A 25,606-nucleotide genomic window follows, 5' to 3' on the forward strand; every position below is an offset into this window, starting at 1 on the left:
GTTATATTTTTTGTATCATTTTGTTTATTTTTCTTACAACATTATTCTTTTCATATGTTATCATCTCGAATTTATTAATTTAGACAAAAAAAACTACACCCTCTATCTTGTATCCAAGATTTTGGGTGCAGTTCACTTTGTCTTTTTTAAAATTTATTTATTTTTAGATAATACTGCCTGTGCTGTATTATGTTTCATTTTTAATGCTTCTTCCTTGTTTTTCAGTGCATACCCTGTACATAAAATATCAGCAACATACAGTTGGGATATTTTGGCAATCAACGAACCGCCGTCAAGCAAAGTTTCTCTTCCTGCTGTAAGCAGTACATAATCCGCGAGCTGAGCGACGGGAGATAAAATATGATTTGTAATGGCTATTATTTTTGCCTTATTATTTTTTGCCACTTCCAAAGATTCGATGATATCATTTGTTGAGCCTGACAAGCTGATAGCTATTATTACGTCTCTGCTTGTAGTTATTGCAGCATTCATTATCTGAAAATGACTGTCTGTATACGCCGTTCCCGCTTTACCAAATCTCAGAAATTTATTTTGCAGTTCCCTTGCTACAATTCCGGAAGCTCCCACTCCATAGAAAAAAAGTCTTTCACACTTTCCTATGGCTGAAATGGATTTATCAAGATATTTTCTGTCAATAAGTGATTTTGTATTCGTTATTGCGCTGTTTATATTTGCCTGTATATTATCTATATAGTCCTCATATCCCGTTTCTATTATGGGGAAATCTTCTTTGGCAATATGCAGCTTCAAATCCTGAAATCCGTTAAATCCTATTTTTTTTACAAATCTTACTATTGTCGCCTCTCCGACTTTTATCTGCTTTGCAATTTCCTGTAACGACTGGTAACTGATTTGACCTTTTTTTTCAAAAATATAATCAGCAACCTTTTTTTCCTGTTTACTCAAAGACGGATAAAATGATTCTATAATATTAATATATTTCATAAGTATCCCCTTCTATGAGACTTTCTCAAAAGAGAGAAAATACAGTCTCATTTTTCTAATTCTATAAACTGATATTTTCTTCAGTTTCAGTATCAAATATATGCGCCTTCTCAGTATCAAATCTGAATACTCTCTGACCTTTCTTCGATACCGAATCTCCTACATGCTCTATATTTATTCTGCATGTCATCTGATGTCCGTTTAGTGTGAAATATATATATTCCTCATTTCCCATCTGTTCTACTACACTTATTTCCCCTACTTTTGATACCTCATCTTCATTCTCTGCTACACTTATATTTTCCGGTCTTATTCCGAATGTTACCTTTTTTCCTAAATGTCCTTTTACTTTCTCTCCTTTTTCCTTAGATAACCTGATTTCCGCTCCGTCTATATCTATGTATACACTTCCCTCTTTCTCTTTCAATACTCCGTCTATCAGGTTCATCGTAGGCGACCCAATAAATCCTGCTACAAATTTATTCGCAGGATAATGATAAAGATTTAGAGGTGTATCTACCTGCATTATTCTTCCTGCTTTCATTACTGTTATCCTGTCTCCCATTGTCATCGCTTCCACTTGGTCGTGCGTTACATATATCATCGTTGTCTTTAGCTCCTGATGTAACTGTGTTATCCTTACACGCATTGATACCCTAAGTTTCGCGTCAAGGTTCGATAGAGGTTCGTCAAACAGAAATACTTCAGGCTTTCTTACTATCGCTCTTCCCAGTGCTACCCTCTGTCTCTGTCCCCCTGACATCTCTTTTGGCTTTCTGTCCAGCAGCTCTGTTATTTCAAGTTTTTCAGCCGCTTCTCTTACTCTTTTATCTATTTCGTCTTTTGGTGTCTTTTTCAGTTTCAGTCCGAATGCCATATTCTGATACACTGTCATATGAGGATATAGTGCATAGTTCTGAAAAACCATTGCTATCCCTCTGTCTTTAGGAGGCACATCATTTACAAGTTTATCTCCTATATATATTTCTCCGCCTGTTATTTCTTCAAGTCCTGCTACCATTCTCAATGTAGTGGATTTTGCACATCCTGACGGTCCTACAAATACCATAAATTCTCCGTCTTTTATTTCCAAATCGATTCCATGCACCGCTTTAAATCCGTTAGGATATTGTTTTTCAACTTTTTTAAGTACCACTTTAGACATTTTTGCCCTCCTCAATTATCTTTAATTTTTTCGACAAACTTATTTATTATAAGTATACTTCAATTTTTCCTTTTGTCAATAAAGCCATTAAAAATTTTATTTTATTTTTTCAGTTTCTAGATATGTATATCTCGTTGCATTCTGTTTTCATATGTTTTTTATTAATATATTTTTTCAGCTCTGTTTATGTCTGATTTTTATATTTCTTAGCTGACTTTTTTAATTAAACTCAATATTTTATCATTTAACCCTTTTAAAAATTCTTTTGTCTTATCGTCTGTTATCGGCAACATAGGCAGTCTCGGAACACCTGTTTCTACTCCTCTCAAATGGAGAATATATTTACATGCACCATACAGTGAACCTACAGAAAGCAGTCCTTTTATAATTTCATTTACTTCATTTTGTAATTCTCTCGCTTTGTTGAGTTCCTGATTATTTATATATTCATTCAGTTTCATAAACAGTTCCGGCATTACTCCGTAAGTTCCTCCTATTCCTGCATCTGCTCCTATAGCTCTTCCTGCCACAAACTGTTCGTCAGGTCCGTTAAATACTAAAAAGTCTTTTCCTCCTACTGCTTTAAATTGCTGTAATTCAAATGTACTTTCAGAAGAACATTTTATTCCTATCACTTTTTCCTGTTTCGCCATTTCTTCAAAGAGACTTATAGGCAAGTTAAATCCTGTTGTCTGTGGAATATGATAAATTATAAAAGGCAGATTTGTACTGTCTATCATTGCCTGCCAGTGGGCTTTTACTGATTGAGGAGACAGTCTGTAATATACTGCGGGAATTGACGACACTGCATCTGCTCCCACTTTTTCCGCATGTTGTGCCAGTCTTACGCTTTCAGGTGTCGAATTTGCTCCTACATGGACGATGATTGTCAGTTCTCCTTTTACTTCTTCCATTACCGCTTCAACTACCTGTTTTCTTTCTTCCTCGCTCTGAAGAACTCCTTCTCCTGAGCTTCCTCCGACATATAGTCCTTTTACTTTTTTATCGGCATAATATCTTGCCAGCTTTTTTACTCTTTCCTTATCCACATTTCCATTGTCATCATAAGCCGAATACATCGCCATAAATATTCCTTTAAATTTTTCCAGTTCTTTTCCCATTTTTCTATCCTTTCATTTTTTATTTATTTAAATTATTTATTTAAATTTATTTCTTTTTGTCAGGAAATGATATAATGCACCTAACATTCCTGCCTGATTTCCTTGTTGTGCCAGTTCTATTCTCGTTTTTCTGAATATTTCACTTATCATATTATCATTTATTTCTTTTCTCATTTTTTGTTCGAGATATTCTTTCTGGGCAGTTATTCCTCCACCTATTACTATTATTTCAGGATTTAAGAGATAAATTATATTTCTTATTCCTACGGAAAGATTTTTTATCATTTCATCTATAGCATTTATACAAATTTTATCGCCCTGTTTTGCCAGCTCGAAGATATTCAAGCCGTTTATCTTTCCTTCTATTCCTTCTTTTTCCTTTTTTTCTTTCTGAACTTTCTGTACTAAATATTTGGATGAAGCAATATTCTGAATGTAGTTGCCGTTCACATCCATATATCCTATCTCTCCTGCCGTATATCCTATTCCGTTCAGCAGTTGTCCGTCCAGTATTATTGAACCTCCAATTCCTGTACCTATAGTTATGCAGACCATAGATTTTGAGTTTTTTCCTGCTCCTTTCCAGTATTCTCCAAGACCTGCACAATTCACATCATTTTCTACTTCACAGGGTAGGGAAAATTCCTTTTCCAGTTCTTCTTTCAATTTAGTTCCCGTATATTTAGGAATAGTAGGTCCCGAGTAAATTATTTCTCCTTTTTTATTATCCACAACTCCCGCAGAAGAAATACATATTCCCTCTATAGTATACATACTGTACTGTTCAAGAATATCTCCAATCATTTTTTTTATATCTGTAAGAATATAATTTTCCTTAGAAGTAACCCTTGTTATAATTGTACCGTTTACCACAGTATCGCCGTCTTTGGTCAGAACTCCGTATTTTATTGATGTTCCGCCTATATCTATACATATATAATACATTAACAGTTCACATCCGCCCTTTTCTGAATTTTTCTCACTATAAAAATTATAGAATTATAAAATATACTTGCCATAACTGTAGGAATATAATTAAAATACATTGCATAAGTCATATTTTTCATATTCAGTCCAATTCCTACAAACAGTAATATTATGCTTACTGCATTAATTATAAGAGGAGGAATATAGAGTTTGTTAAAAACTTTATTTAGCATTGCGGTTACTATTATTGAACCTAACATAAATACCGCTCCGTAATAAAACCAACCTATAATCATTACTCTAAAATTTTCAATCATTTTATCCCGACTCCTATCCTTTTACAGCTCCCATTGTTACTCCCTGCGTAAAGTAATTCTGGAACATAAGAAATACTATTATCATAGGTAATGAAGCCAATAATGCTCCTGCCATCAGCAGTCCGTAATTCAATGAAAATTCTGCACTCTGTGCCATTGCGGCAACCCCCAGAGGTAATGTTTTCATCATTTCACTGTTTGTAAATATCAACTGTGAAAAATAGTCATTCCAGCTGGCTATAAATGTAAATATTGCCAAAGCTCCTATTCCCGGTTTTATAATAGGCAAAACAATATTGATAAATGTTTTTAGTTCTCCACATCCGTCTATTCTTGCAGATTCCAACAGTTCATTTGGCACGGATTGGGAAAACTGTTTCATCAAAAACACTCCAAAAGGCCAACCTACAGCTGGAAGTATGAGTGCCTTATAACTATCTATCCAACCCAATTCGGTAATGAATTTTAGCAACGGTATCAATATTACTTGCTTAGGAAGTGCCATTGCCGCTACAAAAGTTATAAAAATAATCCCCGCTCCGGGAAACTGCTTCTTAGCCAGAGCATATCCCGCCAGTGAGGCAGTTATGCATACAAGTACGGTCGTCATAAATGATACAAATACCGAATTAAAAAACCACCTCGTTGTCAACGGTACTAAAAGTTTATCAAAATTTTCCAGTGTCGGTTTCAGAGGGAACCACTCAGGAGGTATACTTATTGCTACTTCCTGTATTTTAAATGCTCCTGTCGCTATCCAGTAAAAAGGAAATATAAAAAATATTGTAAACATTATTAATATCGCTATGAAAATACTCGAAAATATTGATCCTTTCTTGTTATTTTTCATGTCTCCCCTCCTCCTAATCTATATCTTTTGATAAAAATTTAAACTGTAATACTGATATTATACCTATTATAATTGCAAGGACTATCCCCATTGCCGATGATACTCCGAAACGACCTTCCGTTATTGCAGTCTGATAAACGAGATACATAACTGTAGAAGTGCTGTAATTCGGTCCTCCGTGAGTAAGCAGCTGTATTAATGCAAATATCTGGAAACTATTTATAGTCGTCACAACTACTATATATAATGTTGTCGGCATTATCAGAGGCCATGTAACATCCCTGAAAGTATGCCACTCATTAGCACCGTCTATTCTTGCTGCTTCCATTAAATCCTTAGGCACATTTCCCAGTGCAGCTACATATAAGATTATCGGCTGTCCTACGCTCGTAGTTATAAGTATGGCTATAATTGCAAATATTGCTGTTTTAGGGTCTCCGAGCCAGTCTATCGGCTTGGAAATCAAATGTGTCTTTTGAAAAACATAATTTAATATCCCGTATTTAGGATGATATATCCAGTTCCATACAACAGTAATGGAAACTACCGAAGATATTGCAGGAATGTAAAAAATTCCCCTGAAAAATGACCTCACAGTAGCATTTTTCTCATATATTACATAAGCTACAAATATAGAAAATATCACTACTACAGGTAAGGCAACAAATGTTATGAATACTGTATTTACAGCTGATTTTAAAAATATATCATTTTTAAATAAGTCTATGTAATGTTTCAGCCCTACAAAAGTTGTATTTCGTCCCCTAAATCTATATAGAGATAAATGTACCCCCTTTATCATAGGATACAGAACAAAACTCAGAAAAAATATCATTACAGGTAAAATAAACAGATATGCACTATAATCAACTTTTTTCCAGTTCCATTTATATTTTCCCGCAATGCTGTTACTACTGCTCATTATTCTTTCACCGTTCCTTTTAGAAACTGCCTTAAACCAATAAATTTCCATATATGATAAACTGAAAAATATTTTTTAGTTTATATCAAATAATATTTATGACAATTTCTTTATTATACAATATGATTATTATTTAGCGTCGGATATTGTTTTATTTGCATCTTCTACAAATTTATCCAGCCCTGCTTTAGGAGCTGTCTGTCCGTTCAATATAGCCTGAACCATATTAAACCACAGAGGTCTCATCTGAGCAAATCCGTCTATTGTATTATAATATGACCCGTAAAACTGAGACAATGATTCCAAATACTTAATTTCAGCATCATTACCGTATAATCCTGTCTTACCTACAGGTGAGAAGTTATTTGTAGCTTTCAGATTTCTTTCTCCCCACACAGGGTCATTTACTACAAAGTCTACAAATTTTTGTGCTGCTGCGATTTTTGCAGGGTCTCCATTATCAAATACTGCTGCTCCTGCCAATAAAAATTCAAATTTTGCCTGTCCCGAATTGTTAGGCAGAGATACAAACACAGGTTCAAACTCTCCTTTTGCGATTGTTTCCTTATCCTGACCTTTTAGTCCGGGAGAATAAAGTATTGTTGCTACAGCTTTTCCGCTTCTGAATGCTTCGAGGGCATCTTTAGCTTCAGCTGAAACTCCTTTTCCCAGTAATCCGTCATCGTACGCTTTTTTTATCCATTCCATTGCTTTTACGCCATTCTCATCATTTATTATATATTTTGTTATTCCTTCGTCTGTTATCCATGTATTATATAGATTTGAAACAAATGCTCTCGGTCCTTGGTCTCCCGCCTGACTTTTTGTATAAAACAGTACAGGGTCGACAGAAGGGTCTTTAGCTTTTACTGCTCTCAGAAATTTTTCAAATTCTTCAACAGTCCAGTTTCTACCGGGTTTATTTAGCGGCAACAAATCAGTTACTCCAAGTTTATCTGTCAGTTTTTTATTTACTGCCATTACGAAAGGTGCTGTTCCCAAAGGGTACAGATATAATTTTTTATCAAAGCTGCTTGCTTCTGCTATGACTTTGGAATATTTTGACAAATCCGCATTTTCAAAAGGTGCTAAATATCCTTTTTTAGCCCAGTCTATAATCCTTCCCGGAGCATCAATTACAACGTCAGGATTTGATTTTGCCTGAATTGCTGTCTCAATTTTTGCAGGCCCGTCAGTAAAATCTATTTTTTGATATTCAACTTTAATATTAGGATATTTTTCTTCAAAAGCTTTAATTAGAGCTGCATCATATTCTTCGGGTGTTTTAAATTCTCCGTCCGAAGTAAAATTGGGAAATGACCAGTATTTTATAGTTACTTTTTGATTAGGATCCAATTTTTCTCCATTAGATTTTCCATTTTTACCTCCACATGCCACTAAAACAAAAGCGAATAATACTCCAATTAAAAATTTCTTCATAAAATTTTTGTTCATTACATTACCTCCGTTTTCTATTTTTTAAATATTATTGAAATTTTTTATTTTTTTCTCAGCAATATATTGTACCTCATTTTTTCAAATTGTAAATAGGTAAAAATAAATTTTTTTTTATTTTTTTTCTTGTTTTTAAAATTTTTTTTCATTTTTTATTTTAAAATAAAAAATGCTGATATCTTTTTTAAAATTTACCGGATACATTAATATTTAAACAGGACATTTAAATATTATGAAAAATTTTGAGTTATTTAAATGTAATGACTGCAATGCCCTTTTAAATATTGTAGATTATAATATTTCATAATCTGTTTAAATAGAAGACTGTTTTGGATATTTCAAAAACATATTTACTTTCTTTATAAAAAAATATAAACCGAAAAATATAATTACAAGTTAATCAAAACTTCACAGCTTAAAACATTTAAGACGGCAAATCCCTGTCAACTCTAAAAATATAATTTTCGGTTTATTTATTTTATTATTATATTTATCCATTAATACATAAATTTACTTAACGAGTATATGTTACATAATTTTATTACTTATCTATCTATAGTTATCTATTATTTCATTTCTGAAATATTTTTTATGTATAATTTTTATTTTATCCTTTATTCTGCCATTTCAGAAGCTCTTTCTTCTTCCAGTTTCTTCTTATCCCATATTTTAAAGAAAGGATAATATATTATTCCTGTAACAAAGAAATTTACTACTTGTATTATCGCTCCTGAAATATGACCCGTTACGAGCCATCCCAAAATAAATGGCGGTGTTGTCCATGGTACTGCAATTCCTGTAGGTCTTGCTACCCAACCTATTTTCATTGCCCAGTATGTTATCGTTACCGAAGCCAGCGGTGCCAGTATAAACGGTATTATCAACAGAGGGTTCATAACTATAGGAAGTCCAAATAATATAGGTTCATTTATATTAAAAAGTCCCGGTCCTATGGACAGTTTTCCTATTTCTTTCAGCTGTTTACTTTTTGACCATAGTAACATCATTATGACTAAGGAGAACGTTGCTCCCGAACCTCCCATTGACGGGAACACGTCAAAAAACTGTCTTGTAACTATATTAGGCAACTGTGTCCCTCTTAATCCCTGTTCAAATGCAACCCTGTTCTGATCCATTAATACATAAAGGGCAGGATCTACTATTCCTAATACTATATTTGCTCCGTGCAGTCCGCATGTCCATAATAAATGAATAAGTAATGTTATAACCATAAGTCCGAAATATGAACCTCCTACCGCTGTCAGAGGTTTTGTAAGGATAATAGTCGCTACATTATGAATACTCTTAAATGGTGTAACTTCAAGTCCTACTCTTATAATCAGTGAAACTAATACTATAAAAAATCCCGGTATCAAAGCTATAAATGTTTTTGCAACTGCCGGAGGTACCATATCAGGCATTTTTATTACTAAATTTTTCTTTACTATATAATTATATATTTCAACTGATATAATTGCCATTATCATTGCTACGAAAAGTCCAGAACTGCCCATTAAACCTAAAGGTATTCCTGATGTTGAAAGTTCTCCGTACTGTTCATGTTTAAATACAATTTCAAAAGGTGTTACTAATAAAAATGCTACTAAGCTGAATATTGCTCCCGATATGCCGTCCACTTTGTAACTATTGGATAATCGATATCCGACCCCCATACATGTTATGACTGCTATCAGTCCGAAAGTAACGGAAACAGGATAAGATAGCCATTTCTGTATAGTTCCTCCCAGTTCTGTAGCGTAAAATTTACTCAATGCAGGTATAGGAAGATTAGCCAAGATTAAGAATATTGACCCGACTATAATAAACGGTAATGTTATTATAATCCCGTCTCTTATTGCAGCCAAATGCCTTTGATTTGCAACTTTTGCAGCAATAGGCATTAATTTTTCCTCAAGAGTTTTCGTAAATTTATCCATAATATTCGCCATAATTTATTTCACTCCTTCAATATTTTATTTTTATTTTCTTCCTTATGATATTTATAATACTTCCAATATCTGATTATATTTAGTTTTGATAATATATAAATTTGATAATATATAAATTTTTTTATTATGTTATTTATCTCAACTTATCTTAATTTATTTTATTTTACTTATTTTTTATTTTAAAAAATTTATCCTAAGAGTTTCAGAGCCGCTTCCAAAACTTTTGCACCGTTCATCATTCCATAATCTGTCATATTGATAGCATCTATTTTTTTACCATGTTCATCAGCTATTTTTTTCAGCTCAGGCATAGCATATTTAACTTGTGGTCCTAATAGCACTATATCCGATTTTGGTATTTCCTCAGGAGCCTTATCAAGAGGCTCAGCCCATATTTCCACTTCTTCCCCTTTTGCTTCAGCTGCCGCTTTCATTTTATTTACAAGTAAACTTGTAGACATCCCTGCTGCACAGCACAATAAAATCTTTTTCATAATTTTCATTCCTTTCATAGTTATATTTTTTTATAATATAGTTTAACACTTTATTTCATTTTGTCAAGTGTCTAATTTCACATTTTTTTCAATTTACTTTTCATCTTCAGGTACCTGATAGGCTTGATTGCAAATAGGGCATTGTAAATATTCGTGTGTTTTGCTTATGGGAAATACGGGTATAAAGAACAGTGTAAACCATGTTCTATATTGCATAAACTGCCATTCTGATGTGTTATTACATCTTCCGCAATGATATGACCCCACTGTTCCCATATTTTTATAGATTGTTTTACTTCCAAATAAAATTATCATATTTTCTCCTTTTATATCAAAATATCCGTATTATATTTTTCCTTTAGCTTAGTTTTTCATAATTTAATTATTATGTGATATATTCAGCTAAATTCTTTGCTATTTTCCTGAACTTAACTTCTCGTAATTTGATTATTATCTCCCTATATCCTGCTTCGTCTAATATCTATTTTGCTAACTTAACTTCTCATAGTTTGATTATTATCCTTTTTTATCATTAATTTTTTTAATTTTTAATTGATATAAATTAGTCAATATCAATCAATATTCATCTTTAACCTCTTACAATATCATTATAGAATTGTCTTTGTTTATTGCAATACCAATCAATATTCATCTTTAACCCTTTAAATTCAAATAAATATTTAAAATTTTGCATTCTATCTTTTAAAAACAACAATAATTATTTTGAATTTATTTTCATTTGAACTTATTTTCATTAAATTTATTTTTCTATTTTCAGAAGTTTTAATCTCAAATCTTCTTCCAATATGCTTTCTTCCACTTCAGCAGGTGCACCTGTCATTAAGTCCTGTCCTTTATTTGTTTTAGGGAATGGAATTACTTCTTTTATTGACGCCTCTTTCAACATTACCATAAGCCACCTGTCTATCCCGAAAGCAAGTCCTCCATGAGGCGGAACCCCATATTTCAAAACTTCAAGGAAAAATCCGAATTTTTCCTGCTGTTCTTCTTTTCCAAGACCTAATTTTTCAAATACTTTTTCCTGTAATTCCTCATCGTGAATTCTTATACTTCCTCCGCCAATTTCATATCCATTTAATACCATATCGTAAGAATCCGTTTTTATTTTATCCAGTTCATTCGTATTCAGATATTTTCTGTCTTCGGTTTTTATAGAAGTGAAAGGATGATGTTGAGCCTTGTATCTGTTTTCCTCCTCACTCCATTCAAACATTGGAAAATCCACTACCCATAAAAATTTATAGGCATTTTTATCTATCAGTCCCAATTCTTCCCCTAACTTCAGCCTCAATGCTCCCAACCCGTCATGCACCGTTTTATAGTTATCAGCTAAAATCAATGCAATTTCATTATTTTTAATATTCAATTTCTCAATAATTTTTTTCATAGTTTCTTCATTGAAAAATTTAGCTATAGGGGAATTTATCTCTCCTTTTTCATCTATCTTTATATATGCCAGACCTTTTGCTTTGAAATATGTTTTTACATAATCTTCCAAATCTTTAATATGCTTTCTTGAAAATCTTTCACCGTCAGGTGCTACTATTGCTTTTACATTTCCTCCGTCTTTTATGGCATTTTCAAATACTGAAAAACCGCCATTTTCCGTTTCTTTGGATAAATCTATAAGTTTCATATCAAATCTTAAATCAGGTTTATCGGAGCCGTAATTATTCATAGCATCATCATAGGACATTCTTTCAAATTTTTCTTTTACTTCCTGTCTAGTTACATCTTTAAATACTCTTTTTGCCAACTCTTCCATTGTATTTATTACATCTTCCTGCTCCACAAAAGACATCTCCACATCAAGCTGGGTAAATTCAGGTTGTCTGTCTGCTCTCAAATCCTCATCTCTGAAACATTTCGCGAGTTGATAATATTTATCTATTCCTCCGACCATGAGTATCTGTTTAAATAGTTGTGGCGACTGGGGCAAGGCATAAAAATCTCCTTTATTTGTTCTGCTCGGAACTATAAAATCTCTTGCTCCTTCAGGAGTAGCTTTTGCAAGTATTGGAGTGTCTATATCAAGAAATCCGTTTTCATTCATAAATTTTCTTATGGAAAAGAGCATGTCATTTCTTTTTATAAGATTATTCAGCATTTTAGGTCTTCTTATGTCAAGGTATCTATATGTCAGCCTTATGTTTTCATTGAGATTTCCCGTTTCATCTATTTCAAAAGGAAGTTGTTTTGCCTGACTCAGTACATCTATTTCCTTAGGCTGTACTTCTATATCTCCCGTAGGAATGTTGGGATTTTTACTGCTTCTTTCCACAACAGTACCTTTTACTTTTATTACCCATTCATTTTTATATTTTTTCACTTTTTCGAGCATTTCTTTACCTGAAATTTCTTCATTCACAAATATTTGGGTAACCCCATATCTATCCCTCAAGTCGATAAATACAAAATGCCCTTTATCTCTTATTTTAGAAATCCAACCCGATAATATTACTTCTTCTCCGATATTTTCCGCTCTAAGTTCATTCAGTTTATAGTTCCTATACATTTTTTTCTTCACCTCTTTTTTTATTCTTTAACTTTAAACTATTTACAGTCATATTTTACATAATTTTAAATTCTATATAAATACTAATCAACTATTAGCAATCAATCTTTTAAAATTTTCAATACTTTTCCTAAAGAATATTTTTCCTGTTCTCCCGTGCTGAATTTTTTCAATGTAATAACATTTTCCTGCTGTTCTTCTTCACCTAATATCAGGACATATTCCGCATTAATTTTATTTGCCTTTTTCATTTGAGCTGAAAAACTTTTCGGACTGTAATCAAAATTTACCCTAATATCATTTTTTCTTAGCTCTTCTACTATCTTTACAAAATATTCTTTCGTATCATCAAAATATACAACATATACTCTATCTTTTTCCTGCTCAATCAAACTTTCATCCATAAGCATACTTATTCTTTCCATTCCCGCTGCAAACCCTATTGCAGGAATTTTTACATTATCAAGAATTTCGAGCAGTCTGTCATATCTTCCTCCTGCGAGAACCGTCGCCTGTGCCCCCAGTTTATCGGACTTTATTTCAAACACAGTATCCGAATAATAGTCTAATCCCCTTACAAGTTTTGGATTTTCGACATATTTTATGTTTAACAGTTCCAAGTATTTTTTAGTATCCTCAAAATATTTTTTACTTTCCTCGTCCAAATAATCATATAATTTCGGAGCATCTTTAAATTGCTCCTGATCCCCCTTATCTTTTGAATCCAAAGCTCTCAAAGGATTTTTTTCATATCTTCTCTTGGAATCTTCACTTAATTTATCCAGTCTTTCTGCCATAAATTTTTTTAAATCATCTATATATTTTTTTCTTGACTCCAAATTTCCTAAGCTGTTTAATTCTACTGTTAGTCCTACTATGCCTAATTTTTCTAAAAATTCACAACCCATTTTTATAATTTCTGCATCAATATATGGACTTCTTATCCCGAATATTTCCGCTCCGACTTGATGAAATTCTCTGTATCTCCCTTTTTGAGGTGCTTCATATCTGTACATCGGTCCATTATAAAACCATTTTACAATAGGATCCGACTTATGAAATCCCGCTTCAAGGTAAGCCCTTACAACTCCTGCCGTTCCTTCGGGACGCATTGAGACACTTCTGTTTCCTTTATCCTTAAATTCATACATTTCTTTGGAAACTACGTCAGTTTCATCTCCTACACTTCTTCTAAATAATTCAGTATCTTCTAAGACAGGAGTTATTATTTTTTCAAATCCATACTTTGAAAATATTTTTTTTGCAGTATGAATTATAAAGTCATATTTTTTTATATCATCTGAATATCTGTCTTTCATTCCTTTTAAAATATTTATCATTTTTCTACCTTTGCCTTTCTTTTTTCTGATTTTTTTGACTTACCTTTCTTTGATTAGAATTTCATCATTAAACTTTTTATTACATTTAGATTTTAATATCTTTAGTGTTAAATATTATACAATATTTTTTCCATTATTTCATTATTTATTTCTTCTATTGATTTGAGTTTATCGTCTTTCACACAGGATATTATTATCCAGTTATATTCTTTTGCCGGCTCTTTTGAAAGGTCGTAGGCATTTTTCAGATATTCTTTATCGCTTTCATGTATATCTTTTTTTTCTTCACCTGTTATTTTATTATTTCTCTCTTTGATAAGTTTCTGACTGAATTCAAAAGGAACATCCAGAAAAAATACCATATCAGGCTTGGGAAGTCCTATTTTATCCCATTCTAAATCAGTCAGCCATTCAAGATACTTCTTTCTTTCCTCTTCATTATTTATTTTTGGAGATTGATGTACCATATTTGAGGTAGTGTATCTGTCGCTTATTATTATTCCTCCATTTTTGTAAAAGTCTTCCCAGTCTTTCTTATATGAAGCATATCTATCTACAGAAAAAAATAATGACGCCGCATAAGCATTTACACTGTCTATATTTTTACCGAATTCTCCTGCAAGATACATCTTTACAGGCTCGGAAGCTTTACTTTCATAATTGGGAAAAGATAATTTTTTTATATTTTCTTCTCCTTTTATTTCACATAACTTTTTATATAATAATTCAGTCTGCGTCTGCTTTCCGCTTCCGTCAGTTCCTTCGATAATTATCAATTTTCCCATTTTTCCTCCAAAATTGTATTTTGTAGAATGATCTTTATAACTTTACATGTAGTATGTTTACATTATTTTTAGATTATAACATAATTTCATACTTATTTTAAGTAGAGAATAAAATTACTGAAATCATTAAAAATATTTTTAAACTGTCTGTATATTTAAGATTTTGACTTTTAAAAAATAAAAAGCAGAGTTTAATATTTGTATTCTCTGCTTTTTTCTTTACTTTCTTCTTCGTTCTTTTTTCCTATTTCCTTAATAAATAACTAAATCATTATTTTTATATCTTTTTATAAACTGACCTGATCTTATGTCAATAAAAAGAAGAAGTTAAACATAGATTTTCTTTTTTTATTTATCCATATCTTTTTTAATATTTGTTTGATGATAACATATTACATAAATTATTATTCATATTTTTGTTTTCAATTCTCAATTCAGATGCAAATTCAGTATAATTTACTTTGACAAATCCTATTTTATGCATTGAAGTTTCTAACATTTCTGTTATAAAGCCTCTTGTGTCTCCATTCAGATATCACAGATTATATATACTTACCGGAATATAAAGGAATTAAAAGTCGTTATAAATAAATTAGTTTACTAATATTTCTTTTAATTTAATATCAAAAATAGTTTCCATTAAGTTACCAACAAAATTTTAATTAGAAAAAAATATATGAAGCAAAATGAAACCATTTAAAACTGCAAAGTATTGTAAAATAAAGAAAAAAGTGCAATTCAGTATAAACACTGATTTGCACTTTTATATAATTTTTTTATCAATTTAGTGGTGCTCAGATGTGAGATAAAATTATGTCCACTTTTCTTTTTATTTATTGATTTAATATCTATTTTACTGTAGTTAATTATGGTGCCCAGATACGCATTAAAAAAATACACTGATAATATATTGCTTTTTTATTAATTATATGTTAAAATAAATTAAGGTCGAATTATCGACTACTTCAATTAACCCCCCCTTAAGTTCCGGAGAATATGTCGTCGGAACTTTTTTCATTTTATTGTTGTGCTGTCATTTTATAGGCAATTTTAAAAGATAAGTATAGTTGATTTTATAGACTGTGGTTTTAAAATTTGTTATACGGCTGTTTTCGGAGAAAAAGAAAAGAGCCGTTAAGGCTCTTTAATAATTAATATTCTGAACTTTCCTGATACTCAACATCGGCTATATATTGCCCACCTTCGTTATATACCCTTCCATATTCGTCAACTACCAATTCTATTTCATTATCCCAAGCTTTCTCGCAAGCTATTTTATCTTCCTCAGTTTTATATTCTTTTACATTCCAGTAGTTTAATGTTTTCATTTTTCTCACTCCTCAGATTTTTATATTTTTATTATACCTCGTTTTTTATCATTTTCAATAATGCTTCTGTTCTATTTCCACCTATTTCATCTAATTTTTTATATATAAGTTCTTTTTCTTCCTGTGTTACCCTAAAACTTATATTTTTGTTCCGTTCTCTTCCAGTTGCTTTTCTGCCTACTTTCCAAGTGGGCGTTTGTCCTTTTTTCACACCTCTTGATTTTATGCTTTCCATTTCTCCTCCCTCTTGCCTTGTATATCTATTTGTGATATAATTTTTGTGTCAGGAGGGCTGGCAAGCTACCCTCCATTATAAATGTTTTGTTTTGCCCTGCTATTTGTCCAGCAGGGCTTTTATTTTGTCCTCTGCTTCCTGCAAATCTTTACTTGTTCTTATAATTTCAAGTATCATTTTCAGGACTTTGTCAAATTGTTTATCTGTCATACCTTCCATTGTTCCTCCTTTCTGCTACTTGCCTTAGCTGTTTTCCTCTTCCCCCTTACAAAAATAGTATACTATATTTTTATATAAATGTCAATACCTTTTTTATAAAAATATTTATTTTTTTACAATTTTTTATTTTATATATTATACCTCAAAAAATAAAAAAGGCGGAATTTTCTCCGTCTTTAATTTAATAAGTCTTTTATCTGTGCTATAAGCTCATTTTCTATTGTCTGCATATGAGCTTCGACTATTCTTATCGCTCTTTCGTATAATTCTTTTTCTTTTGTTCCATCTTCTTTTAAATCTGATAGAACGTCCATCAGTATTTTTTTTGTTTCGACAAACTCTTTTTTTAGTATATCATATACAATTTTAAAAGTTGTATCATCGATTATATCGTGCATATCTGTTTCAAAATCAATCAATTTTACATTGAAAAAAGTTTCTATTTCTTTATTTATAACAATCCAATTCTCTTTTATGTGATTGTTTTTTATATATTTTATTACTCTTTTCTGTACAGCCCATCTTATATCCTGTATTTTGAGAATAAGGGCTATTTCAAGCCCTTTCCCTCTTAGATGGTCATTGTTAAGCTGATTTTCTAATTTTGCTAAAACAGATATTACTTTTTCCTGTTGCTCGAATAACTTTTTTTGCTGTGCTATATAAATACTGCTTATAATTGCCATTATTCCGAGTTCTGTTATATTTTTTACGGTATTAAAATCTATTCCCACAGTTGCCCCCTACTTTAAATAATAAATAAATCCTGCCCTTGCTATAAGCTCCCTATCTCCTCGAAAATTATCCCGGTAATTAATATCAGCATAAATGTTAGACCGAGAATAATCCCTTTTATAATCTATGATATTAAAATTTAGCTTATTATCAGTAGCGGAGAATTTGCCACTCTCCACTACTTTTTCCACAGTTTTATCTACTATCTTGTCAGTTGTCTTTTCAATTATTTCTTCTGTTTTCTGCTCCAGTTTTTCTACTATTCTTCCACTCCTGGAGCTTTTGCTAAACCCTCCTGTTTCTCCTCGTTCAATTTTCTTTCAATTTCTCTCGCTATTGCATTTTCATCAATCAGCTTATCAACAGTCGGTCTTAATCTTTCAGGGAACATTTTTAAAACTGAATTTTGTACTGTTAAAACAGCTTGTACTAATCTTTCCCTATTTGGTTTAACTCCTTTTAATATATCTCCAAAAGCTATTCCGTTTGGGATAAATTTTATTATTAATTTTCCCACTTTCCATTGTAAGATTTTTTTGTATATCCAGATTAAAAATTTAACTGAATATGTTACTATTATACCCCCAAGTGTTACTCCTAATAAGTTTATTACATTTTGTCCTGCTCCATTTAAAATTGTTTCTAATAATCCTTTTAACATTTAAATCATCTCCTATTTTATATATTTTTTATAAATTATTCTAAGTTTTTATTTCTTATTTACATACCATTACTACTTTACTCTATTAGTTATAATTATATAAATTATATAATATTTTTATAATTTTCATTTTTAAAAATTTTCTTTTATAAATTTTTCTTTCCTATCTACTCTATTTAACCAACCTTTTAAGAATGCTCGTTGTGTCGGTCTTGCTGCAACTACACTGTGATAAAAGTCTCTTTGTAGCTCATGATAAATCTTTAAAAATTCATCAGGATTTACCTTATTTAAAGCTTCGATAGTTTTATTCCCGATTTTACCGTCTACTGTCAGATTAAATCCAAGCGAATTCAAAGCATATTGAGCTTTTTTAGCACCCCAATTACCGCTATTAACAATCCAGTCGCATATTGATAAGGCTACTCTATCATCATTTACTTCATTAAGCCTATTTCCGTGATAATATTTTCTATCGTAAATACTTCTCGCAAACGGTATATCTAAATCTCTCATGTCTCCTTTAAAGCCATAGGCTCTTGCTTCCTTTTCTATGATGCCATATTTTGTTTTTCCTCCTGAATCGTATTTGTCATCTGAATATCCTCCTTCTACTCTCAGCAGATAATCAAATATCTTTTGAAATCTTTCCATTTACATCACCTCTTTCTAATTTTTGAAAAAATCATTTACATCAAGCTCTAACAGTTGCTCAATTGTGTATCTTTCCAACCCTGTTACAGCTGTTTGTTCAGCTATGTCTGCAATTTCTATAATGTCCTGTATTTTTCCAGCTAAAACTTTTAATTCTGCTTTACTTAATTCTATAAATTCAACCAATCCTTTATCATTCTGTGCTTTTACTTTTTCTATTTTATCCTGATCCAGCACCCACATCAGGGATATTTTAAGTGATAGCCTATTCCTATTTTTTTCATTGTTTTCAAACGTATATTTCTTCCCTGCTTTTTCAATTTCTATCGTCTGATTTAAGTAATTAGACTTTGCCTCCGACAAGTCCTGCAACAATCTGTCTTTAAGTTCTTTTTTTCTTTCATTCATTAAAGCGTTATCCACTTTCCATTTTTTGTTTTCTCTATCCCAGATACTCCAGTCGTTCGGCTTTGAAACTCTTTTGACAGACTTAGTCTTTTCATCTAAATACTCTCCATCTGCTAAAAAGAGTTTTCCATTAATAATTTGCTCATACTCATTCATTTCCCTTAATTCTCCAGTTTCTGTATCGATAACAGGATTTACAAGGAATGATGTTGAGAAAACCATCGTTTCTGAATTCCAGTCTGGAAAAAATAAAGCTGGGTCTTCCTTAAATTTTTCGACACCGAGTGTCATTGGCTGTGCTATTAACTCTAAAGAGTTTTTGTCATAAATGTAAATTATCATTTTTTTACCTCCTAATATTTTTTATTATTTATTTTTTTGTTTCCAAATTTGTATAAATTGGAAAATTTATACAAAGTACAGCAAACAAAATTATACGTACATGCTGAAGCGACAGGACAAGGCAGAACAACATGCAACATTGTTCAAAAATTTAGTAATGTAGTAACTATTATTTTTGATAGCGGAGACACTTTGAGAAGCATTAATGATAACACTTTAATTTTTAGCATTCCTGAGGGTTATAGACCCCGAACTTTTCTATCGGTAAATGCTTCACAATTTAATGGAACTACAGGAACTATTTATATTCAACCAGACGGAACTGCTAAATGGAGAGGTTCGGCAGTAACGACAGCAAGTATAATATTTTCAGTTAGTTTTATTACGAATTAATCTACAGAAAATAATAAGGAGTGTTGTGTATTTGACTAAGTATTTAAACTCCAATTGCAAACCATGTGAAAAGTCCAGGGGCTGTTGCAGTTATGTTAGTAGTTCGATTACAATACCATGAAAATTTTGTTTTGTCCCTTGGAATGCCTTTCAATATTCCGTCAGTAAATCCTTCGGCATCGTCGTTAAAAAATACTCCGAAGCAACTATTTTTAAACGGCTTTGGGAAAATAATTTCTCCTGTAGCATTTACATTTTCCCTTACGCTACCCCACTGAAATATCAATCCCGATGGAAATTCAACATAATTGTTTCCATTTCTGTGTAAATTTTCTAATTTATCTAGTATCGGTTTATTACTTATTGCCCTGAATTTTGAGCCGTCATTGTATGTTAAATTATTGTTAGCGATGCATTCATAATAATATTTCAAAGCCTTATCATAATAGAATTTTCCTGTAACTTTTGCTCCTGTATCCTGTATGTTTCCACCAAATTCAAGTCCAATAATTTCTGATAGTCTTTTCCCCTCTAAAACTGTGTCTGTTTCTGTTCCAAATTCTGTGATGTTAATAACAACAAATTGATTTCCATTGTAAGCCAATTCATATGACTTGTTAGGTTTAAAGTCTCCAGCCTCTATCTGCTTTAAAGTTCCGTTGTATTCTTTCAGCAATGTATAATCAACATTATTTAGCCTTAATTTTGCTGTTGTATTTGTGTTTTTGGTATCAACATTTATTCTTAATTTCAAGTCATTGTTTACTCCAAATTCTGTTAATCCCTCTAAATTGCATACATAATAATCTATATTCAAATTTGTTGTTTTATTTGCCTGTAATGTATGCACATTTCCAAGCTGTAATCCATTATAAATTTCCTCAGTCTCAGGAGTTCCGTTTTCCCTTATAGTTCCAAAAGCTGGAATTATATTTTTAATCTTAGCATCTCCTCTATTTGTATCTTCCACTTTATAGTGAGTTGGAAATTCAACTTGTTGTGCCTTGAATTTTGTCAATTTAGCCATTATTACCTCCTATTTTAAATTGATTATATTTTCCTCTCCTATATCAAATTGTCCTAAATTATTTCGTCCAAACCGTCCGAATCTTGAATATGCAAAATTGCAAACCGGATTTCTTTTGACTTCGTTTTTAATTACATTCTGTCCTAATGATTTACTTCCAAATCTCATTCCAACTATGTAATTATCCAAACATTTTGAAGTATTTACTTTAACTCCGCCACCAACAATACTATTTAAGTCAAGTTCGTCAATCAAAGAATAATCATAATCTCTGTCACTTACAAATTTGACATCATAAAGCGCAGGTTCGTTATTAGTATTTAATTCGATAACTGGAGTTATTCCTGTAAACATTTCGCCAATATTACTTATTGTTTCTAAGTTTGGAATCAGCTTATATTTTCTCACAGCAAGTTTGATTCTGTTCCTGTATCTGTCATCGGTTTGTCCGTTTCTGCTGACGTTAAATTTAATGCCTAAGTCGTCCAAAAACTCTCCTGTCGCATAATCTATTAAATGCTGTTTCTCCAGCAAATTATAAATGTTATCAATTTCATCAAAAAGTTTTGCAACAGCTTTATAAAACGCCTGTATATTTTCGTTCTTTTTAAGCCACCAGGGGCATTTAGACAGTAAATAATCATAATTATTCTGCATACTCCGCCACCTCGTTAAAGCCTAATTTCAATACTTTGACAAAATTATTCCCTGATGTCTCCTTTAATTTAAAAGAAACATCTATATTTAAAAGCTTTTCAGCCGAGTAAACTTTTCTTATAAATTCGCTCTCACACTTATAAGAAGTTATATACTCCCCTACTTTTACAGATTTCATGTATTCCTTGACAATGTCTCTCAAATTTTCTTCAAGAATATTTACTCCGTCAGCTTTTTGGAATTCGATTTTCACTTGCACCTCTTTCTTTTTTGGTCTGTAAAATCTTACTTCCCTGTCTATTCCTTGATTATCCTTGACAGTTATAATAGTATCTCCGTTCATCTGAATAGCCTGATCCTTTTTCTTCCATATTGCTTTAGCTATGTCCTCATTTCTTCCACCGTCTACTATCAAGACAATTGATTTCGGCTCTAAGCCTTTACTGTCAACTGACATTGTCTTATTTTCGTCGGCATATACAGATTTGACACCTTCTTGCTTTAGAATTTCAGCTCTTATTCCATCCAGATTCCATTCACTTTCGTTTCTGCTTAAAAACCAACGTTCTATATATGCATTATCTGTTTCCTGTTCCTGTCCTCCAGCTGCAACTTCATTTTGTTTAAAGTCATAGACACCGTTAACCACTTTAACAAGCTTTATAATGCTACCTGTTTCTTTGTTCCCTTGTTCTCCAGCAATGTCACATTCAAATTTAAAATTAGTCTTATTATTGAGTGTCCCATTTTCTGAAAGTGTATATCTTGTTCCGTCATTTGCTTCAACAATAACATCTCCTATTTCAAGAGGAACATTTAATCCGCCTATAAGTTCTATATTTACAGTAGCCTTACTTTCCTGTTTTCTCTTAAAGAAAAACGGACTATTTGCTAAATGTTCGTCAATTTCTATACCCTCACAATTAAGCAGATTCATTTTATCTATTTGTATCTGTTGCCGTTCCATTTTTACCCTCATAAGCCTTGCGACTGGATACATAAGCATAAACCAAGCCGAACGCCTATCGTTTGTATAATCGTCTTTAAGCAATGTTTTTAGTTCATTGTTTAAGACGTTCATATTATCATCTACAGTATTTACTTTCGTTCTTGCCAACCGATACCAACTCCCTCCAGTACGTATTTTTCTTTGTCCTTAAATTCAAGCCCGATTCTCACTTTCAAACGTCTATTTTCAAAACTATACGTTTCCACATAGCATTTGCTTAAATGGTCTTTAAAGTTGTTGTATATCTTATCTCGTATATGTTCTAATACTTCATTTTCATTCCCGTGAGTTCCGAATAACTTTTCAAAGTTCAAACCGTATTTTACATCATATTCAAGTTCTCCCTCCCGAATATGTAGCATTAATACGATTTGTTGTATTATCATAAAATTTTTTTCGTCCGGCTTAAAAAATTCAATATCTCCGTTAAATACGTGTATTTCTCCTTTATTATTTATTAATTTTATGTCCATTTTCCCAACTCCTACGGGTGTATATACGCGGCTCCGCCTTTTGTTATTCCGTTCTTGCTTTCTATACTATCCGTTTCTATTGATTTAACTTTCAATTTACCGCTTATTTCAGTATCTCCGTTTACCGTCAAATTTCCGTTCAATGTCAGATTCCCGTTTGCTATAATATCCCCGTTTATTTCTATGCTTCCCGGTATAGCAACATTATTAATATCTGTAGCAATTAATACGGGTAAGGCGATTGCATTCGTTAAATTGTGCCGTTTATTAGTGTTTACAACTGTCGTTTCTTTTGTTATATAACCGCTAATATCTCGGCTACATATCAATACCGGAATCACATCTCCCGGCTTGAAATTAATTTTAATATTTATATTCTTATTTCCAATTTGACACATAGGAACGTGTAAAATTGGCGGAAGCATTATATCTTTAAATTCAGCCAACGGCTCGACATCTACAAAACCATTATTATCAACTTTAGTTACCTTAGCAATGACAGATGTATCAATACGTCCTAACATTGTTTTTATCAATTCTTCCATTATTTTTTTCCTTTTCTTTTTGTTTTTTGAGTTTTACCTTTTTTGTTCACTGCTTTATCCCGTTTTTCAAGTTCATTTTTATTGTTTCTCACGTCAGATTGATTATTAACCACTCTTACTTTAAGTGTCATTATAAAATCACTTATATCCGTAATTTCGACGATTTGACATACTGATGAAATATCGTTGCTTATTAATTCGATTAAATCTCCTTTTTTCAGCAGATATATAAGCAGACACTTAATTTCATAATCGTATTTGAGTTCTTCTTTCTTCTCCGTCTTTGCTTTCGAGCTTGTTTTTGTAGATTCTTTTTTGCTTTTTTTCTTGTCTTTTTTATCATCTTTCTTTTTATTACTCGTGCTTTTGCTTTTCCCTGTTGCCTGCTTTGGCTTTTCGACTTTGTAGCTTATTTCTTCAATGTTTTGCGACTTAGGCTCTTCAAGTAATCCGCTCTCATAACTTAGCTTGATTTTTCCTTTATCCTGCGGCTCGTTATTATAGATATAAATAAAATCGTTTTTAGTCGTCATCTTGCTGTCGCAATCCTTGACTATTTGACCGATTTCATATAGTCCACTGCCGAGAATACTTTCGCCTATGCTGTAAACTTTATCCGTTTTTAAATCGCATTGCTTAACTGTAAATCCGATTTTCCCGGCTAAGTCTTTAATTATAAAACTTGCCGTAGTACCGGGAGCATATCCTGCACTAACTAATTTCTTAAAGTCTGCCGGAACTTCACGACATTTTATTTTTAGAACTCCTTTGTCAACTTCCTTACGACTTATTATCCCTGCCGCAATCGCGCCTATATCTGTTCCATATCCTGCCGTCAATTTAACTTTATCTTTTAACTGTATTTTCGCTATTGTTGTTACAGTCAATCCCTGTATTTCAATGTTAAATTCGTTAGGCTCCTCACTAACGCTTTTATAATCCCACTTTATTTCAACACCGTTTATTATTTTCGGGTCTGTGACTTTATAATCTTTAGGAAAAATAAAATTTAGTGAATCCTCTGATGTTTCAATAAGCAATTCAGTTCTTTCTAAAAATAACTTATTCCTCATCTTCATCACTCATTCCAATGTCGAAATATTCTAAGAATACAGTATCGCAAAAACTTTGCAATGCGACAGACTCGGCTATTCCTCTATTGCTTAACGGAACGATTTGACAATTAAGAAAATCATTGTTTATATTTCCGTTCTCATCTTTAGCTATAAACCAACCAAGCGGACGACCATATATAAGTTTTTCGTTTTCGAGCAACATTTCTCCGTCCTCGTCCATTACATCAACATATATACGGTTGTTTTCTTTAAAATGCTTTATTCTCAACAAATATACTTTATCTTTGCTTTTGAGAGTAAAGACATATGGGATTTTGTTTTTATCAATTTCTAATCTCATTCAATACCCCCAAATCAAAATTCTTTAGTCTACCTGCTTTATTCATATAGTCTTGCCCTTTTTCCAAAAAGCCTTTAAATTTATGTATTCCGCTATCTTTAGTACCTGCTACACCCGTTTTCTGCTCTTTATTAAGTGTCGTTTTTTCGTCCTCTTTGACTTCTCCCTCTCGCAACAAATAAGCAAATTCAAGCACTTCAAAGTCCAACGAAAATTCAAATGTGGATTCATTCCTGTAGCTTCTTGATACTTTTGTGATTATCATATCTTGTATAGTTTCAACCGTCGAAATAGTGCAAAGTGTTTTATTTTGCCATAATTCAACGATTTCATCGTATATCTGTTGTCCGTTTTTAGTATCAAACTCCGTTAAAATAACGTTTATGCTATATTTTCTGTTGCCGTTCGACACATTACTGCTGATTAAAGTGTTATCTCTATCTTCAAGTGAGTGAGTTTTAACTGTGCTGCTTCTGTCATCATTTGTTACCTGCACCCATTCGAGTTCTATGTCGTTTATCTTGCACCGTTCTTCATCGTTTTCAAAAAGATTAAAACCGAAACGGGAGGAAAAGAAATTATTGACCATATCTTTATTCGCTAAGCCTATTCCGTAGAGCCTTGTGCCGAAGCTACTTACCGAACTCCCGAAATTCTTTAAATTATCAAATTTCATT

At 32.0% G+C, this 25,606-nt stretch carries 30 protein-coding genes; 1 reads left to right on the forward strand and 29 read right to left on the reverse strand.

The genetic code is table 11. From position 1 onward, the window contains the following. Positions 1-153: 153 nt before the first annotated feature. The 21 genes from ACO5J6_RS00805 to ACO5J6_RS00905 form a co-directional block, all read right to left on the reverse strand. Positions 154-966: a MurR/RpiR family transcriptional regulator gene (locus ACO5J6_RS00805; protein ID WP_485641444.1), complete on the reverse strand. Its 813-nt coding sequence runs from the start codon at positions 964-966 to the stop codon at positions 154-156. A gap of 61 nt (positions 967-1,027) precedes the next feature. Beyond that, the gene (locus ACO5J6_RS00810) at positions 1,028-2,131 is read right to left on the reverse strand and encodes an ABC transporter ATP-binding protein (RefSeq protein ID WP_485641445.1); all 1,104 of its coding nucleotides are present in this window, start codon (positions 2,129-2,131) and stop codon (positions 1,028-1,030) included. A 206-nt stretch (positions 2,132-2,337) separates the two neighbouring features. After that, on the reverse strand, positions 2,338-3,252 hold the full coding sequence (locus ACO5J6_RS00815; RefSeq protein ID WP_485641446.1) for a dihydrodipicolinate synthase family protein: 915 nt from the start codon (positions 3,250-3,252) through the stop codon (positions 2,338-2,340). Positions 3,253-3,288: 36 nt separating this feature from the next. Continuing rightward, positions 3,289-4,197 carry an ROK family protein gene (locus tag ACO5J6_RS00820; protein ID WP_485641447.1) on the reverse strand — a complete coding sequence of 303 codons (909 nt, stop codon included), beginning with the start codon at positions 4,195-4,197 and terminating at the stop codon, positions 3,289-3,291. Next, complete coding sequence (locus ACO5J6_RS00825) at positions 4,197-4,496, reverse strand: hypothetical protein (protein ID WP_485641448.1); 300 nt, start codon at positions 4,494-4,496, stop codon at positions 4,197-4,199. The genes ACO5J6_RS00820 and ACO5J6_RS00825 overlap by 1 nt, the downstream gene beginning before the upstream one ends. A 13-nt stretch (positions 4,497-4,509) precedes the next feature. Beyond that, a complete protein-coding gene (locus ACO5J6_RS00830; RefSeq protein WP_485641449.1) occupies positions 4,510-5,346 on the reverse strand; it encodes a carbohydrate ABC transporter permease in 837 nt (278 codons plus the stop codon). A 13-nt stretch (positions 5,347-5,359) separates the two neighbouring features. Further along, a complete protein-coding gene (locus tag ACO5J6_RS00835) occupies positions 5,360-6,268 on the reverse strand; it encodes a carbohydrate ABC transporter permease (RefSeq protein WP_485641450.1) in 909 nt (302 codons plus the stop codon). A gap of 129 nt (positions 6,269-6,397) precedes the next feature. Continuing rightward, positions 6,398-7,723, reverse strand: coding sequence for an ABC transporter substrate-binding protein (locus ACO5J6_RS00840; RefSeq protein ID WP_485641451.1), 1,326 nt, complete (start codon positions 7,721-7,723; stop codon positions 6,398-6,400). Between the two features lie 614 nt (positions 7,724-8,337). Further along, a complete protein-coding gene (celB, locus tag ACO5J6_RS00845; protein WP_485641452.1) occupies positions 8,338-9,672 on the reverse strand; it encodes a PTS cellobiose transporter subunit IIC in 1,335 nt (444 codons plus the stop codon). Between the two features lie 188 nt (positions 9,673-9,860). After that, positions 9,861-10,166 (reverse strand): PTS sugar transporter subunit IIB, encoded by a 306-nt coding sequence (locus ACO5J6_RS00850; RefSeq protein ID WP_485641453.1) that lies wholly within the window; start codon positions 10,164-10,166, stop codon positions 9,861-9,863. Positions 10,167-10,259: 93 nt separating this feature from the next. Beyond that, the gene (locus ACO5J6_RS00855) at positions 10,260-10,481 is read right to left on the reverse strand and encodes a zinc ribbon domain-containing protein (RefSeq protein WP_485641454.1); all 222 of its coding nucleotides are present in this window, start codon (positions 10,479-10,481) and stop codon (positions 10,260-10,262) included. 445 nt (positions 10,482-10,926) lie between these two features. Next, positions 10,927-12,702 (reverse strand): aspartate--tRNA ligase, encoded by a 1,776-nt coding sequence (gene aspS, locus ACO5J6_RS00860; RefSeq protein ID WP_485641455.1) that lies wholly within the window; start codon positions 12,700-12,702, stop codon positions 10,927-10,929. Positions 12,703-12,803: 101 nt separating this feature from the next. After that, positions 12,804-14,042, reverse strand: coding sequence for a histidine--tRNA ligase (gene hisS / locus ACO5J6_RS00865; RefSeq protein ID WP_485641456.1), 1,239 nt, complete (start codon positions 14,040-14,042; stop codon positions 12,804-12,806). Between the two features lie 107 nt (positions 14,043-14,149). Further along, positions 14,150-14,827 carry a dTMP kinase gene (locus ACO5J6_RS00870; RefSeq protein ID WP_485641457.1) on the reverse strand — a complete coding sequence of 226 codons (678 nt, stop codon included), beginning with the start codon at positions 14,825-14,827 and terminating at the stop codon, positions 14,150-14,152. 367 nt (positions 14,828-15,194) lie between these two features. Next, positions 15,195-15,326, reverse strand: coding sequence for a hypothetical protein (locus ACO5J6_RS00875; RefSeq protein WP_485641458.1), 132 nt, complete (start codon positions 15,324-15,326; stop codon positions 15,195-15,197). Positions 15,327-15,978: 652 nt separating this feature from the next. Next, positions 15,979-16,155: a hypothetical protein gene (locus ACO5J6_RS00880; protein ID WP_485641459.1), complete on the reverse strand. Its 177-nt coding sequence runs from the start codon at positions 16,153-16,155 to the stop codon at positions 15,979-15,981. Between the two features lie 31 nt (positions 16,156-16,186). After that, positions 16,187-16,390, reverse strand: coding sequence for a hypothetical protein (locus ACO5J6_RS00885; protein ID WP_485641461.1), 204 nt, complete (start codon positions 16,388-16,390; stop codon positions 16,187-16,189). Between the two features lie 395 nt (positions 16,391-16,785). Further along, positions 16,786-17,343: a hypothetical protein gene (locus ACO5J6_RS00890; protein ID WP_485641463.1), complete on the reverse strand. Its 558-nt coding sequence runs from the start codon at positions 17,341-17,343 to the stop codon at positions 16,786-16,788. Positions 17,344-17,603: 260 nt separating this feature from the next. Beyond that, complete coding sequence (locus ACO5J6_RS00895; RefSeq protein WP_485641465.1) at positions 17,604-18,005, reverse strand: hypothetical protein; 402 nt, start codon at positions 18,003-18,005, stop codon at positions 17,604-17,606. A 132-nt stretch (positions 18,006-18,137) separates the two neighbouring features. Then, the gene (locus ACO5J6_RS00900) at positions 18,138-18,659 is read right to left on the reverse strand and encodes a glycoside hydrolase family 108 protein (protein WP_485641467.1); all 522 of its coding nucleotides are present in this window, start codon (positions 18,657-18,659) and stop codon (positions 18,138-18,140) included. Positions 18,660-18,674: 15 nt separating this feature from the next. Then, positions 18,675-19,409, reverse strand: coding sequence for a hypothetical protein (locus ACO5J6_RS00905; RefSeq protein ID WP_485641469.1), 735 nt, complete (start codon positions 19,407-19,409; stop codon positions 18,675-18,677). A gap of 57 nt (positions 19,410-19,466) precedes the next feature. Here ACO5J6_RS00905 and ACO5J6_RS00910 point away from each other — a divergent pair, with 57 nt between their 5' ends. Beyond that, entirely contained in the window at positions 19,467-19,802 is a 336-nt protein-coding gene (locus ACO5J6_RS00910; RefSeq protein WP_485641471.1) for a hypothetical protein, read from the forward strand. Positions 19,803-19,845: 43 nt separating this feature from the next. Here ACO5J6_RS00910 and ACO5J6_RS00915 read toward each other — a convergent pair whose 3' ends face one another. The 8 genes from ACO5J6_RS00915 to ACO5J6_RS00950 are packed head-to-tail and all read right to left on the reverse strand — an operon-like array spanning position 19,846 to position 25,605. Further along, a complete protein-coding gene (locus ACO5J6_RS00915; RefSeq protein WP_485641473.1) occupies positions 19,846-20,829 on the reverse strand; it encodes a gp53-like domain-containing protein in 984 nt (327 codons plus the stop codon). Between the two features lie 9 nt (positions 20,830-20,838). Next, complete coding sequence (locus tag ACO5J6_RS00920; RefSeq protein ID WP_485641474.1) at positions 20,839-21,486, reverse strand: hypothetical protein; 648 nt, start codon at positions 21,484-21,486, stop codon at positions 20,839-20,841. Further along, positions 21,476-22,603 carry a baseplate J/gp47 family protein gene (locus ACO5J6_RS00925; RefSeq protein ID WP_485641476.1) on the reverse strand — a complete coding sequence of 376 codons (1,128 nt, stop codon included), beginning with the start codon at positions 22,601-22,603 and terminating at the stop codon, positions 21,476-21,478. Before ACO5J6_RS00925 ends, ACO5J6_RS00920 begins: the two co-directional genes overlap by 11 nt. After that, entirely contained in the window at positions 22,585-22,968 is a 384-nt protein-coding gene (locus tag ACO5J6_RS00930; RefSeq protein ID WP_485641477.1) for a hypothetical protein, read from the reverse strand. Before ACO5J6_RS00930 ends, ACO5J6_RS00925 begins: the two co-directional genes overlap by 19 nt. 11 nt (positions 22,969-22,979) lie before the next feature. After that, positions 22,980-23,513 (reverse strand): hypothetical protein, encoded by a 534-nt coding sequence (locus ACO5J6_RS00935; protein ID WP_485641479.1) that lies wholly within the window; start codon positions 23,511-23,513, stop codon positions 22,980-22,982. Next, on the reverse strand, positions 23,513-24,586 hold the full coding sequence (locus tag ACO5J6_RS00940; RefSeq protein ID WP_485641481.1) for a hypothetical protein: 1,074 nt from the start codon (positions 24,584-24,586) through the stop codon (positions 23,513-23,515). Before ACO5J6_RS00940 ends, ACO5J6_RS00935 begins: the two co-directional genes overlap by 1 nt. Beyond that, a complete protein-coding gene (locus tag ACO5J6_RS00945; protein ID WP_485641482.1) occupies positions 24,576-24,929 on the reverse strand; it encodes a phage baseplate plug family protein in 354 nt (117 codons plus the stop codon). Before ACO5J6_RS00945 ends, ACO5J6_RS00940 begins: the two co-directional genes overlap by 11 nt. Further along, positions 24,913-25,605 (reverse strand): phage baseplate protein, encoded by a 693-nt coding sequence (locus tag ACO5J6_RS00950; RefSeq protein WP_485641483.1) that lies wholly within the window; start codon positions 25,603-25,605, stop codon positions 24,913-24,915. Before ACO5J6_RS00950 ends, ACO5J6_RS00945 begins: the two co-directional genes overlap by 17 nt. Position 25,606 lies beyond the last annotated feature (1 nt).

Source organism: Pseudoleptotrichia sp. (assembly GCF_057270515.1).